At 64.4% G+C, this 12,699-nt stretch carries 14 protein-coding genes; 11 read left to right on the forward strand and 3 right to left on the reverse strand.

The features are described 5' to 3' along the window. The first annotated feature begins 9 nt into the window (after positions 1 to 9). The 10 genes from ABVK50_RS20545 (at position 10) to fliQ (ending at position 8,099) form a co-directional block, all read left to right on the forward strand. The gene (locus ABVK50_RS20545; protein WP_353644826.1) at positions 10 to 1,224 is read left to right on the forward strand and encodes a flagellar hook-length control protein FliK; all 1,215 of its coding nucleotides are present in this window, start codon (positions 10 to 12) and stop codon (positions 1,222 to 1,224) included. Then, complete coding sequence (locus ABVK50_RS20550; protein ID WP_353644825.1) at positions 1,154 to 1,744, forward strand: transglycosylase SLT domain-containing protein; 591 nt, start codon at positions 1,154 to 1,156, stop codon at positions 1,742 to 1,744. The genes ABVK50_RS20545 and ABVK50_RS20550 overlap by 71 nt, the downstream gene beginning before the upstream one ends. 177 nt (positions 1,745 to 1,921) lie before the next feature. Then, entirely contained in the window at positions 1,922 to 2,590 is a 669-nt protein-coding gene (locus ABVK50_RS20555; protein WP_353644824.1) for a response regulator transcription factor, read from the forward strand. 97 nt (positions 2,591 to 2,687) lie between these two features. Next, positions 2,688 to 3,947, forward strand: a complete 1,260-nt coding sequence (locus ABVK50_RS20560) for a flagellar hook protein FlgE (protein WP_353644823.1) — start codon at positions 2,688 to 2,690, stop codon at positions 3,945 to 3,947. 32 nt (positions 3,948 to 3,979) lie between these two features. Further along, positions 3,980 to 5,443: a flagellar hook-associated protein FlgK gene (gene flgK / locus ABVK50_RS20565; protein WP_353644822.1), complete on the forward strand. Its 1,464-nt coding sequence runs from the start codon at positions 3,980 to 3,982 to the stop codon at positions 5,441 to 5,443. A gap of 4 nt (positions 5,444 to 5,447) precedes the next feature. Further along, a complete protein-coding gene (locus ABVK50_RS20570) occupies positions 5,448 to 6,494 on the forward strand; it encodes a flagellar hook-associated family protein (RefSeq protein ID WP_353644821.1) in 1,047 nt (348 codons plus the stop codon). A gap of 7 nt (positions 6,495 to 6,501) precedes the next feature. Beyond that, on the forward strand, positions 6,502 to 6,849 hold the full coding sequence (gene flaF / locus ABVK50_RS20575) for a flagellar biosynthesis regulator FlaF (RefSeq protein ID WP_165027509.1): 348 nt from the start codon (positions 6,502 to 6,504) through the stop codon (positions 6,847 to 6,849). Next, positions 6,846 to 7,286: a flagellar biosynthesis repressor FlbT gene (gene flbT / locus ABVK50_RS20580; protein WP_353644820.1), complete on the forward strand. Its 441-nt coding sequence runs from the start codon at positions 6,846 to 6,848 to the stop codon at positions 7,284 to 7,286. The genes flaF and flbT overlap by 4 nt, the downstream gene beginning before the upstream one ends. Beyond that, positions 7,286 to 7,693, forward strand: coding sequence for a flagellar hook assembly protein FlgD (gene flgD, locus ABVK50_RS20585; protein ID WP_353644819.1), 408 nt, complete (start codon positions 7,286 to 7,288; stop codon positions 7,691 to 7,693). The genes flbT and flgD overlap by 1 nt, the downstream gene beginning before the upstream one ends. A gap of 139 nt (positions 7,694 to 7,832) precedes the next feature. Continuing rightward, positions 7,833 to 8,099 (forward strand): flagellar biosynthesis protein FliQ, encoded by a 267-nt coding sequence (fliQ, locus tag ABVK50_RS20590; protein WP_353644818.1) that lies wholly within the window; start codon positions 7,833 to 7,835, stop codon positions 8,097 to 8,099. 155 nt (positions 8,100 to 8,254) lie between these two features. On the opposite strand, the gene ABVK50_RS20595 is transcribed toward fliQ, so the two are convergent. Both ABVK50_RS20595 and ABVK50_RS20600 read right to left on the reverse strand, forming a co-directional pair. Continuing rightward, positions 8,255 to 10,024 (reverse strand): SLC13 family permease, encoded by a 1,770-nt coding sequence (locus tag ABVK50_RS20595; protein ID WP_353644817.1) that lies wholly within the window; start codon positions 10,022 to 10,024, stop codon positions 8,255 to 8,257. Between the two features lie 372 nt (positions 10,025 to 10,396). Next, a complete protein-coding gene (locus tag ABVK50_RS20600; RefSeq protein WP_353645862.1) occupies positions 10,397 to 11,497 on the reverse strand; it encodes an adenylate/guanylate cyclase domain-containing protein in 1,101 nt (366 codons plus the stop codon). Positions 11,498 to 11,623: 126 nt separating this feature from the next. Here ABVK50_RS20600 and ABVK50_RS20605 point away from each other — a divergent pair, with 126 nt between their 5' ends. Next, positions 11,624 to 12,055, forward strand: coding sequence for an SRPBCC domain-containing protein (locus tag ABVK50_RS20605; RefSeq protein WP_353644816.1), 432 nt, complete (start codon positions 11,624 to 11,626; stop codon positions 12,053 to 12,055). A 71-nt stretch (positions 12,056 to 12,126) separates the two neighbouring features. Here the strand turns inward: ABVK50_RS20605 and ABVK50_RS20610 are convergent, their stop codons facing one another. Then, entirely contained in the window at positions 12,127 to 12,651 is a 525-nt protein-coding gene (locus ABVK50_RS20610; RefSeq protein ID WP_353644815.1) for a DUF2380 domain-containing protein, read from the reverse strand. Positions 12,652 to 12,699: the final 48 nt, after the last annotated feature.

Below are 12,699 nucleotides of genomic sequence, written 5' to 3' on the forward strand. Positions count from 1 at the left end.
GAGCCGCATGTGGCCGGAGCAAACAACACGTACCTCCCGCGCATTGCTGCCGAACACGGAGATGCTGATGGTCATGAAGACCCCAAAGCCGCGGAAGAACATCCAGCTTTGGAAGAGCGTACCGCGAACGCATCGGAGACGATGCCGATCGCGTTCAGACCGCCGCTTCCGCCAATGATTTTGCTGGGCGGCTTTGGTAGGCCTGATGCCGGAGCGGCGTCCGAGGGCGATCTCGCCTCATCGACCGCACCTGCCTCGTTGCAGACGGACATTGCATCGGTCAAAGCAGACGCCACACTGGCCAAAATAGCGGTTGTGGCGTTGCCGGCCGTGGCAGCCGCGGCGCTTAACGTGCCGCTGCAAGGCAGCGCCAAAACCGTGTCCACCGAAAGTGCTGTCGCGCAACACGCGGCTGAACAGTCGGCAAAGGCCTCCGGCAAGGCAGCGGAGCCCAGGCCTGTACCGGCATCGTCCGGCGAACTCGCCATGAAGTCGCCGGCCGGCGCCGCCTCGACCAACGAGACCATCAAGCCGGTGGCTGCCAAATCCGCTCTGCGGCCGGACGCTGCTGCAAGCACCACGATCACCCGCGATTCGTCGCACGAAAAAAGTGCTTCTGATAGGCCGGGCCAGGCAGCCCCCGTCACTGTTCTTATCCGGCAAAACGCCCCCGCCCCCGCGACGCCCTTCCCCGGCCTGACGGCCGCGCCTCTGCTGACCGTCATCACGGCAGACGGGTCATGGCAGCATCTCGCTGCTGCCGATTTGCGTGCCTTGCCCGCGCAAAACTCAGTTGCCTCGGCGCATTCCCTGAAGGTGCAACTGCATCCGGCCGAGCTTGGAATGGTCACCGCCAGCCTGCGCTTCTCCGGCGAGCAGCTTACGGTCGAACTGCAAGTGGAATCCATCGAGGCGCAGCAGCGGCTGAGTGCAGACAGCGACACGATCGTCAAGTCGCTGCGCGCGCTCGGACTGGAGGTCGATCGTGTCACCATTCAGCAATCTACGGTTGCACAAACGTCGAATCCTCGCACCGACACAAACGCCGGCCAGAACGGTCAGCCAGCCTCCGATCGTCAGTCGTTCAACGCGGCGGGTTCCGGCGGCGGCAACGGCCAGGCCGGCGGCCAGCAATCCGGAAGGAACACCTCGGATGGCGCTCAAGCCTCCCAGAACAGCGTTCGTGGCAGCGCGGATCGCGCTGGCGGCGGGCTTTATATCTAGTGCCGCAAACGTTTTGCCGGCTGCCGCCCAGAACCCCTGCGAATCCGAGATCCTGCGCGCCGCCGACCGCTACGGCGTGCCCGCCGGCATCCTCTATGCCGTCGGGCTGACGGAGACCGGACGGAAAGGCAGCCTTCAGCCTAACGCCTTGAACATAGAAGGAAAAGCGGTTTTCCCGGCCAGCGCCGGCGAAGCCGTCGCTACCTTCGAGAGCGCTCGCCGAAGTGGCGTAAAGCTCATCGATTTAGGCTGCATGCAGATCAATCACCACTATCATTCGGAGCATTTCCGGAGCGTTGAGGAGATGCTCGACCCGCGCCGCAATGTCGATTATGCGGCCCGTTTTCTGTCGCGGCTGCATGCGCGCCACCAGACCTGGTCGATGGCGGTAGCGCGCTATCACGCAGGCCCCGACAACGACCCTGCGCAGAAGCGCTACGTCTGCCGCGTCATCGCCAACATGGTCGCGACCGGCTTCGGCAAATGGACCGAAAACGCCAGAAGTTTCTGCAACCGGTGACCGATTGCGAGCCTTGCTGGCGAGAATCAACCGAAAGGCCGCCGCCACTACCGGCGCAACCTCTGGCTGCTCCAGACTCCCAAGAAACTAGCTACAAGAAATGACGGTTGTTCAGGAATAACATCAACCGCTACCCCTTTCCTCACTGAAATTGCAGATGATTCGGAGGGCGGGCCGATGATCGTTATCGTGGACGAGCGAAAGCTCGTCACTGACGGATACAACTCACTTTTCGACCGGGAAGGCGTCGCAAGCGCAGGCTTTGCGTCGGGCGAATTCGACGAGTGGGTCGAAAGCGCGGCCGACGAGGACGTCAAATCAGTCAGGGCGTTTCTGATCGGAGATTGTGGCGAAGATACGGTCTCTCCGCGCAAAATTCGTGGCAGAACCGGGGCGCCTGTCATCGCGCTCAGCGAACACCACTCGCTTGAAAACACGCTCAGGCTGTTCGAAGCCGGTGTCGACGACGTTATCCGCAAGCCGGTCCACATCCGCGAGATCCTGGCGCGCATCTCGGCGATCAGCCGCCGCGCGCAGGAAGAAACGAGCTTCACCGAAATCGGCGCGATGCGCATTTTCCTCGACGGCCGCGACCCCGAGATCGAGGGTCAGCCATTGCCGCTGCCGCGCCGCGAGCGCCGCATCCTTGAATATCTGGCGAGCAATCGCGGACGACGCGTCACCAAGACCCAGGTGTTCAACGCCATCTACGGCATCTTCGACGAAGAGGTCGAGGAGAACGTCGTCGAGAGCCACATCAGCAAGCTGCGCAAGAAACTGCGCGAGAAGCTCGGCTTCGATCCGATCGATTCGAAGCGCTTCCTCGGCTATCGGCTGATCGGCTGATGCCGCTTCCGGACGCGGCCTCGAGCCGCGCCAGCCTCGCGCAAGTCATAAGCGCTAGCATCATGACCTGCGGCCTGGAAATCGAGGAGATGGTTCGATGAGCCTTTACGGAATGATGCGCACCGGCGTTTCGGGCATGAACGCCCAGGCCAACCGGCTCTCAGCCGTCGCCGACAACATCGCCAATTCGAGCACCACCGGCTACAAGCGCGCCACCACCGAATTCGCGTCGCTGGTCCTGCCGAGCACCAACGGCAATTATGCCTCCGGCGGCGTCACCACCTCGATCCGCAACTCGATCAGCCAGCAGGGCGACCTGAAATTCACCACCTCGGGCAGCGACCTGGCGATTAACGGCGCCGGCTTCTTCGTCGTCCAGGGTCCCGGCGGTGCGCCTGTACTGACGCGTGCGGGCTCCTTCGTTCCGGACGGCGAAGGCCGTCTCGTCAACGCCGCCGGTTACCAGCTCCTCGGCTACAGCTTCGCCAATGGCGTGCCGAGTGCTGCCGCCAACGGCTTCGGCGGTCTTGAACCGGTGACTCTCGTCCAGAATGAGCTCGTCGCCACTCCGACCACCACCGGCGTCTTCACCGCCAATCTTCCGGCTAGCGCCGATATCGTTCCGGCCGCCAACCGTCCTTCGGCCAATGCGGCGACCGCCACCTACTCGGCCAAATCCTCGTTGATCACTTATGACAATCTCGGCGGCGAGGTCCTGCTCGATGTCTATTTCACCAAGACCGGCACAAACACCTGGGAAGTCGCGGTCTACAATCAGGCGAACGCCGCTCCCAACACCTCGTTTCCCTATACCGCGCCGGCGCTGGCCACCCAGACGCTGAGCTTCAACGCCACCGATGGCAAGCTGACCGGCCTCAGCGCCACCGACATCACCATTCCGATCCCCGGCGGCCTGTCGCTCGACCTCGACCTCGCCAAGACCACGCAATTGGCGGAAACCTACACGCTGCTCGACGCCAAGGTGAACGGCAACGCGCCGAGTTCCATCGAGGGCATCGAGATCAGCAAGGACGGCACTGTCTTCGCGAATTACCAGAACGGTTCGTCGCGCGCGCTCTACCGTATTCCGATCGCCAATGTCGCCAGCCCCGACCAGCTCCTGATCATGCCGGGCAACGTCTTCACCGAAAGCCCCGAATCCGGCGCGGTGCAGATCGGCTTCGCCAACGAGGCGGGTCGTGGCAGCGTCATGTCGGGCGCTCTGGAAAATTCCAACGTCGACATCGCGGAAGAGCTGACCAGCATGATCGAGTCGCAGCGCAACTACACCGCCAACTCGAAGGTCTTCCAGACCGGCGCCGATTTGATGGACGTCCTGGTGAACCTGAAGAGGTAAGCCGCAAGGCGAGAGCCTGATTGAGATAAAGCATGTCGCTGTCTACCGCACTGAGCATCGCACAATCGTCGATTCTGAATACCGGGCGTCAGACCAGCGTCGTTTCCCGCAATGTCCTGGAGAGCCAGAACCCCGACTACGCGCGCCGCTCGGCAGTGGTGTCGAGCTCGGCGCCCGGCGTCCGCGTCGTCGAAATCCATCGCGCCACCAACGAGCAGCTTTTCCGCCAGAATCTTTCGGCCCAATCCGCCTGGAGCGGTCAGGGCGCGCTCTACTACGGCATGAACCAACTCGGCCTGGCGGTGAACGGCGTCGACAATGCCACCTCGCCGGCCAACGCCATCGGCGAGTTGCAGAAGGCGCTGCAGCTTTATTCCGCCACGCCGTCCAACGGCAATCTCGCCGCCAACGCCGTCAATGCCGCCCGCCAGGTCGTACGCGGCCTGAACGACGCCTCCACCTCGATCCAGACCTTCCGTGTCCAGACCGACCAGGAGATCTCTACCGCCGTCAACGAGCTGAATACGCTGCTCGCCAACTTCCAGGCTGCCAACAACAACGTCATCAACGGCACGCGCGCCGGCCGCGACACCTCGGACGCGCTGGACCAGCGCGACGCCATCCTGAAGAAGATCGCCGACTACGTTCCGGTCTCCAGCTTCACGCGCGGCGACAACGACATGGTGCTGATGACCATGGACGGCACGACCCTGTTCGAGGCCGGGCCGCGCACCGTCAGCTTCCAGCCTTCCACGGCCTATGCCGCGGGCATGGCCGGCAATTCCGTCTATGTCGACGGCGTGCCGATTGCTACCGCCACCGGCGGCAACACCAATGCATCGGGCAAAATCGCCGGCCTGGTCCAGTTGCGCGACAGCGTCTCTGCGACCATGCAGAGCCAGCTCGACGAGATCGCACGCGGCCTGATCGCCGCCTTCGCCGAGACCGACCAGACGGGCGGTGGCGCCCCCGACCGGCCGGGGCTCTTCACCTGGCCAGGCGCGCCGGGCATGCCGCCTGCCGGGACGCTGGTCAACGGCCTTGCGGCCACCATCAGCCTCAACGCCGCGATGGACCCGAGCGCCGGCGGCAATCCGCAATTGCTGCGCGACGGCGGCGCCAATGGCGCTGCCTACGTCGCCAACACCACCGGCGGCGCCTCCTATGCCGAGTTGCTGATCGCCTATGGCGACCGCCTGGAACAGCCCATGGCCTTCGACAATGCCGCCGGCAATGGCGCGAACTCCAGCCTGGTCAACTACTCCACCAGCGCCATCGGCTGGTTCGAGGGCCTGCGCCAGGAGGCCTTCAGGGCGGCGGAATCCAAGGAAGCGCTGGCGGTGCGCACCGCCGAGGCGCTGTCCAACGAGACCGGCGTCAATGTCGACATGGAAATGTCTCTGCTGCTCGATCTCGAGCATTCCTACGAGGCCTCCGCCCGCCTGATCAAGGCAGTCGACGAGATGCTGGCCGCGCTGCTGGCGGCGGTGAGGTAGCGCCATGAAGACCTCCTTCGTCTCCTCCGCCGCCGTATCGCAGGCGATGCGCTACTCGCTGGTCCGCTCGCAGGGCGAACTCGTCAAGGCGCAAAAGGAAGTCTCGACCGGCAAGGTCGCCGACGCCGGCCTGGCGCTCGGCGCACGCACCGCTTCGTCCATCTCGTTTACCCGCGACATCGAGCGGCTGAAGGGCATCGTCGATTCCAACGGGCTGGTTTCGTCGCGCCTTTCGGCCACGCAAAAGGCGCTCGACCAGATCACCTTGACCGCGCAGGATTTCCTCGCCACGCTCACCTCGGCTTCGTCGGGGGACGCGCTGGCAGACGTCACCCAGGCCAGCGGCGAGGCGACGCTCAAGGCGCTGACCTCGCTGCTCAACAGCAGCTTCAACGGCGAGCATCTCTTCGCCGGCACAAACACCGACGTGAAGCCGCTCGACGATTTCACAGCCGCCGGCTCGTCCGCCAAGGCCGCATTCGACGCGGCTTTCCTCGCCCATTTCGGCTTCGCGCAGAGCGACCCGGCGGCCGCCGCCATTGCCAAGCCGGACATGGAAGCCTTCCTCACCTCTGTCGAGCCGCAATTCCTCGGCGCCGGCTGGCAGGCCAACTGGTCCAACGCCACCGACCAGGCGATCGTCAGCCGCATCGCGCTCAACGAGACGGCGGTCACCTCGGTCAGCGCCAACAATGACGGCGTGCGCAAGCTGGCCATGGCCGCCGCCACGATCAGCGATCTCCTGTCGAGCGAAGTCAGTATCGCCGGCCAATCGGCCGCGATCGCGCGGGCGGTCACCCTAGTCGGCGAGGCGATCGCCGATCTCGGCACGCTGCGGGCCGAGACCGGCATCACCGAAAAGCGCGTCACCGACGCCAGCCAGCGCATAAAACTGCAGTCGGATCTCTTCGAGCGGCAGATCCTCGACCTTGAGGGCGTCGATCCCTACGAGGCGTCGACCCGGGTCGCCGACCTGCTCTCGCATATCGAGACCTCATACGCGCTCACCGCGCGCATACAGCAACTGAGCTTCCTGAGATTCCTGGGGTAAGGGGCAAATGTACCAATTTTCCTATGCCGACATTCAGACCGACTCCGTGGCCGACGCCAAGGATCGGGAAAGGCAGCTGCTCACCCGCTCGATCGATCTCCTGACCACCGCAAGCTCGGTCGGCACCAACTCCATGGAGGCCATCGAGGCGCTCCACTTCACCAACCGCGTCTGGACCTCCTTCGTGGAAGACCTCGGCAATCCCGAAAACGCCCTGCCCAAGGAGTTGCGCGCCAACCTGATCTCCATCGGCCTGTGGCTGCTGCGCGAGGCCGAGGAGGTCCGCCAGGGCCGCTCCGACAATTTCGAGGGGCTGATCGAGGTCTCGCAGATCATCCGGGACGGCATTCAATGAAGAACACGCTGAAAATCTCGCTGAAGCCCAATGAGAAGATCTATCTGAACGGCGCGGTCATCAGCGTCGACCGCAAGGTGACGATCGAGCTCCTCAATGACGTGCAGTTCCTGCTGCAGAACCATGTGCTGCAGCCCAGCGAGGCGTCGACGCCGCTGCGCCAACTCTATTTCATGCTGCAGGTCATGCTGATGGACCCGAACGGCGCGGCCGAGGCGCGCGCCATGTTCCGCCGGTCGCTGCCGCTGCTGCTTGCCAGCTTCGACGACGCCCATATCTGCACCACGCTGAAGCAGGTCGACCGCCTGGTCGGCGAAGGCCATGTCTACGACGCGCTGAAGGCAATCCGCGGGCTCTATCCGCTCGAGGCCCAGGCGCTTGGCTTCCCGCAGGCTGCGCCAGAGCAGCCCCGCCCGATCGCGGTTGGAGAGAACTGATGAACGTCCAGATGAATACGACGCAGACGTCGACTGCCAATTCGACGGACCAGACTTCGAAGACGGCGGTCGATTACCAGTCCTTCCTGAAGCTGCTGGTCGCCGAGATGAAGAACCAGGATCCGACCAACCCGATGGATTCGACACAATACGTGGCGCAGCTCGCCGCATTCTCGCAGGTCGAGCAGTCGGTGCAGATCAACACCAAGCTCGACCAGCTCCTGCAATCCTCGTCGCTGGCGCAGGCCGACGCTCTGATCGGGCGCACCATCACCTCTGCCGACGGCAAGGTGACGGGCAAGGTCGCCGAGGTGCGGCTCCTCTCCGACGGCATCGTCGCGGTGCTGGAAGGCGGCAAGGAGGTCACCGTCGGCCCGGGCATCAAAATCGCGCCCAGCGCGTCATGAGCGGCTTATCGGCCAGAACCTTTCCGCTGTCGGTTGTTGATGGCCCTCACCTCCCACCCGCAAGGACGTCGAGAACCGCATCTGGATTTACCCGCGTGATCCCATCCGAAGCGGCTCCATCTTTTCGGAAACGCACGCCATGAATGAGGCCGACGCCCTCGACATAGTCCAGTTCGCCATCTGGACGGTGCTGACCGCGTCGGGTCCGGCGGTCGCCGTCGCGATGTTGGTCGGCGTCGGCATCGCGCTGGTCCAGGCGCTGACACAGATCCAGGAAATCACGCTGACCTTCGTCCCGAAGATCGTCGCCATCATGCTGGTGGTGGCGTTCACCGGCCCGTTCATCGGCAGCCAGATCTCGGCCTTCACCAATATCATCTTCGAGCGGGTGGAGACCGGGTTTTAGGGACTTCTTCCTGCAAGCAGCTGATGTCCGCCTCGCGCCATGAGACGGCATTCGTCGATTTCTGACAACGCCGTCAATCCAAGTCTCCCTTGAAGTACGACGGCCGCTGCAATCGTATGCAGGCGCTATGATGGTGGATGGCGAGCTGTACCTCTTCACCCCCAGAACAATAAGGTTGCCGGGACGGCGACCGCGATGGTCAGCATCTCCAGCGGCACGCCAATGCGCCAGTAGTCGCCGAAGCGGTAGCCGCCCGGTCCCATGATGATGGTGTTGTTCTTGTGGCCGATCGGGGTGAGGAAGCCGCAGGTGGCGGCGATTGCGACGCCCATTAGGAAGGCGTCGGGCGATGCCCCGACCGCCTGCGCCACGCCGACGCCGATTGGCGCGGCGATGAGCGATGTGGCGATACTGTTCAGGAAGTCTGAAAGCACCATCGTAACCGCCATAACCACGGCCAGAATTGCCCAGACCGGGAAGCCTCCAGTCTGGCCGACGATGGCGTTGGCGATGAGCTCCGTGCCGCCCGCTTCCTCGAAGGCGGTTCCAAGCGGGATGAGCGAGCCCAGAAGCACGATCACCGGCCATTCGACCGAATCGTAGATCTCGCGCGGGCCGACAATGTTGAGCACTGCATAGGCCGCGACGACGATCGCCAGTGCAATCGACAGGGGGATCAGCCCGGCGACCGAGGCTCCGACGCTCGCGACGAAGACGCTGATAGTGAGCATCGCCTTGCGGCGCTGGATGACTGCATGCTCCTTCTGCGCCAACGGCAGCACCCCCAGCCATTCGGTTGCCAGGGAAAGGCGCTTTTCAGGTCCCAGCAGGAGGAGAACGTCGCCCGGCCGCATCGTCAGCTTTCTCACGCGCTCGCGGAAGCGCTTGCCCTTGCGCGAGACGCCGAGAAGCGTCACGCCGTAATTGACCATCAGCCCCAGCCCGAAAGCCGAACGGCCGTCGGCGCGCGAATTTTCAGGCACAATCGCCTCGATCAGTTTGGTCGACTTGTCCGTGAGGCCGAGTTCCTTCTCACGGTGGGTCAGGTCGAGCTTGGCAGCACCCGCAAAGGCTTCGACGGAGGCAGGCTCACCCTCAAGCACCAGGAAGTCGCCTTTACGGATGACTTCGCGGCGGGCGAAGCCGGGCAGCCTTTTGCCGCTCCTGATCAACCCCAGAACGATCACGTCATGCTCGTCGCTGAGTTCAACGAGATCGGCCGGCGTCTTTCCGATCACATCGGATTTTTCCGGCACCTTGGCCTCGGCCACGAAAAGCCCGGCATCGCCCTGCACAGAAGTCGCCCCTTCGGCCTGGCGCTGCGGAATGAAGCGCCAGCCGGCGATCGCGACAAAGGCAATGCCGACCGTAGCCACCACGAGGCCGACCGGAGCGAAGTCGAACATGGAATATGGTTCGCCCAACGCACGCCCCCTGAACTGGGCGATGACGATGTTGGAGGGCGTGCCTATCATGGTCACCATGCCGCCTAGGATGGTTGCATAAGACAGCGGCATGAGTGAAAGCGACGGCGATCGTCCGGCCTTCTTCGCCGCTTCGATATCGAGCGACATCAAGATCGCGATCGCCGCTACATTGTTGATAATGGCCGAAAGGGCCGCCCCGATCATCGCCATCACCCCGATATGGGCGGGCAGCGGGCGCGAGGCCGAAACGACGTAGCGTGCGATCATCTCCACCACGCCGGCGTTGACCATGGCCCGCGAGATGACCAGCACGAAGGCGATGATGAGCGTCGTCTCGTGGCCGAAACCGGCAAATGCCTGCTCTGCCGACACCGCGCCGCCGATCACGCCTATGATGAGCGCGGAGAAGGCGACAAGATCGAATCGGATACGGCCCCAGACCAGCATGGCGAACACCGCGCCGAGGAGGGCGAAGATGAATATCTGGTCGAAGGTCATGCGCGTTTGGGCTTCATGGCGCCTGCTCGAATGCAAATACGTGAAGGGTTGGTGTGAAGCAGTTGTTCCTCGAATGTGGCGTTGTCAGAACCAGCTTAAGCCTTACCAACGATGCTGGCTAAAATCGACCGTCGGCTGCGCGTGAGCGTACGCCCCGCGAGCTAGTGCTTGGTAGCGGCCAAATGTGCGTTCTCCGGATTTCGGAAACTGTCCCTGCGGGAGCACGCCCAGCGTCCTACCTCCCCTCGATGGAGAGGTCGGCGAGCAAAGCGAGCCGGATCTGGCGATTCAGATGACAGACACTCACCCGCGTCCGTCGCATCGCTCCGGAACGCGACCTCCCATCTCCGAGCTAAGACGCCACGGCGCGCTTCACTCCGCAAGCGCAAACACCGCGCATGGCTCGGCGATGCCGCGCAGTCTGTGTTCGCCGAGCGGGATCAGCGGCTGCGTCGTTTCCGCCGCGAAGGCGTCGGAAAGCAGCACCGTCCGGCCAAGCGGCCGGCACAGGCTCTCCAGCCGGCTCACCAGGTTCACCGCGCGGCCGATCGCGGTGAAATCCAGCCGGTCGGCGGTGCCGATATTGCCCCACAGCATCTCGCCGACATGCAGCGCCGTGCCGAACGGCAGCGGCGGCAGGCCTTGCGCGGCGCGGCTGCGGTCGAGGTGGTCCATGCCGGCGCGCGCCGCCGCGACCGCCCGCAGCGCCGCTTCGCATGCGGCGGCTGCTTCACGTTCGCCGATCGGGAAGATCGCCAGCACGCCGTCGCCGATGAACTTCAGCACCTCGCCGCCAAAGGCATGGACGGCGCCGGCGATGCGGTCGAACCAAGCGTCGAGCGCTGCGACCACCTCCTGAGGTGCGCTGGACTCCGACAGTTCGGTGAAGCCGCGCAAATCGGCAAAGAGCAGCGCCGCCTGAATGGTCTCGCCGGGTTCGCGCCGCAGCCGGCCTGCCTGCACCTGCGCCGCGCTGCGCCGGCCGAGATAGGTCTCCAGCAGCGCGTTGAGCGTCGAGCGCGCGGCGAGCACGGCAAGCGGCGCGGCCGCATATCGCGCCACCTCATGCAGCAACTCAGATTCGGCCCCGCTGAGCGGCCGGGTCGCAGCCCAGCCGAGCACTGCGCTTTCCGGGGCGTCGCCGCCGGCCGAGGCCGGAGCGCCGACCAGATCCTCCTGTACGGCAGCGGCGCCGAGGCCTGCCAGCCAGTCGCGACCGACATTGGCATGCCCGGGACCGGCGGGACCGGCGAAGCCGAAGCCCAGCGCCTCGATCACCCGATTGGTATCGGTGCGCCACAGCCAGGTGCGCCGCGCGATGATCGGGTGCGGCGCGGCCTGGGTGAGCGCGCCGCCGGCGAGCGGCAGACCGTCCGCGACGAGCTTCGCGCCGAGTGCCGTCAGGAAGGCGTCGGCGCCAGGCGAGTCGATTGCCTCGTCGAGCAGGAAGGAGAGGGAGGAGGGCAGCCGCATGCCCGCGATCATGCAATGGCCTCACGCGCCTGTCATGAGGATGGCGGCAGTTTTCTTGCGTCGAACGGCGATCGGCCTACATTGTGGCTCGTGCGGAATGACATTGCCAACAGGAGGAGGCCGCCCATGACCGAGACGCTTCGCAGCGAGATCGAGATATCAGCCCCGCAGGCGACGGTTTTTGCTTTCCTGACCGACCCCGACAAGATCATGCGCTGGATGGGTTCGGAGGCGAATGTGGAGGCGCATCCCGGCGGCATCTATCTCGTCAGTGTCGGCGACAAGTACGTCGCCCGCGGCCAGTTCACGGAAGTGATCCCCGTCCACCGCCTCGCCTACAGTTTCGGCTGGGAAGGGCGCGACGACATGCCGCCCGGATCGAGCCTGATCGAGATCGACCTGGAGGAGAAGGCCGGCGGCACTCTGGTACGCTTCACCCATAGCGGGCTGCCGGACGAGAAGGAGCGCGCCAGCCATGAAAAGGGCTGGAACCATTACCTGCGCAGGCTGGCGATAGCCGCGGCCGGCGGCGATCCGGGACCGGATACCCAACTCTAAAGAGTGAGGGTGCCGGAACTGAAAGAATAGCTGCGTCTCCCTCAACAGGAAGGGAGACGCAGCTCAGCACCCTACGGAAGGCAATACTTGCCGATATCGCGCGCGGTGAATGCAGCCGCCCGCCGCCATGCCTCGTCTGTGTCGCCCCGGTAGGTCAGATAGCGGTCGCAGACGGGCTTGTTTTCGCTCAGATCGAGCACAGCGAACTTCACCCAGCCGACCAGCGTGCTCATCTTGTGGACCTCGCCGACCAGCAGGTATCTCGCGCTCGCGGCCTTGGCCTGCGTTGCGATCGCGCCGAGGTCGCCGCATCGGCCGGCTTCGCACGGCAGGGCGACGAGTTCGAGCTTCGGGCTCGCCGACAGGTCGTCCTGCAGCACCGCGCCGAATTCCTTAAGCCGCGCCGCGTGTTCGGCCGTCTGGTCCCGGACCTCGCCCGACGTATCCTTGAAGGCGAAACCGGCGACTGCGAGCGTCGATGACTCGGCGGCGCTGGCCGATGCGGCGAATGCAACAGCCAGCGCGCCTGACGCCAGTGCGGCGAGCGGGCTGCGGTTCAGGCGGGATCGGGCTTGCGTGGAACACGTTGCGGGCATGGCGTCTCCTCCAAAGCCGGCACGATAAGCCCGATGAGGGCATTTAGC

The sequence above is a fragment of the Mesorhizobium sp. WSM2240 genome (genome assembly GCF_040438645.1).
Classification (GTDB): Bacteria; Pseudomonadota; Alphaproteobacteria; order Rhizobiales; family Rhizobiaceae; genus Allomesorhizobium.

Bases quoted from the DNA above. Each gene is read 5' to 3' on its own strand.
- ABVK50_RS20570 (WP_353644821.1), top strand. From the start codon at position 5,448: ATGAAGACCTCCTTCGTCTCCTCCGCCGCCGTATCGCAGGCGATGCGC.
- ABVK50_RS20550 (WP_353644825.1), top strand. From the start codon at position 1,154: ATGGCGCTCAAGCCTCCCAGAACAGCGTTCGTGGCAGCGCGGATCGCG.
- flaF (WP_165027509.1), top strand. From the start codon at position 6,502: ATGTACCAATTTTCCTATGCCGACATTCAGACCGACTCCGTGGCCGAC.
- ABVK50_RS20600 (WP_353645862.1), bottom strand. From the start codon at position 11,497: ATGCGGCTGCCCTCCTCCCTCTCCTTCCTGCTCGACGAGGCAATCGAC.
- ABVK50_RS20610 (WP_353644815.1), bottom strand. From the start codon at position 12,651: ATGCCCGCAACGTGTTCCACGCAAGCCCGATCCCGCCTGAACCGCAGC.
- flgK (WP_353644822.1), top strand. From the start codon at position 3,980: ATGTCGCTGTCTACCGCACTGAGCATCGCACAATCGTCGATTCTGAAT.
- fliQ (WP_353644818.1), top strand. From the start codon at position 7,833: ATGAATGAGGCCGACGCCCTCGACATAGTCCAGTTCGCCATCTGGACG.
- flbT (WP_353644820.1), top strand. From the start codon at position 6,846: ATGAAGAACACGCTGAAAATCTCGCTGAAGCCCAATGAGAAGATCTAT.
- ABVK50_RS20560 (WP_353644823.1), top strand. From the start codon at position 2,688: ATGAGCCTTTACGGAATGATGCGCACCGGCGTTTCGGGCATGAACGCC.
- ABVK50_RS20595 (WP_353644817.1), bottom strand. From the start codon at position 10,024: ATGACCTTCGACCAGATATTCATCTTCGCCCTCCTCGGCGCGGTGTTC.
- flgD (WP_353644819.1), top strand. From the start codon at position 7,286: ATGAACGTCCAGATGAATACGACGCAGACGTCGACTGCCAATTCGACG.
- ABVK50_RS20605 (WP_353644816.1), top strand. From the start codon at position 11,624: ATGACCGAGACGCTTCGCAGCGAGATCGAGATATCAGCCCCGCAGGCG.
- ABVK50_RS20555 (WP_353644824.1), top strand. From the start codon at position 1,922: ATGATCGTTATCGTGGACGAGCGAAAGCTCGTCACTGACGGATACAAC.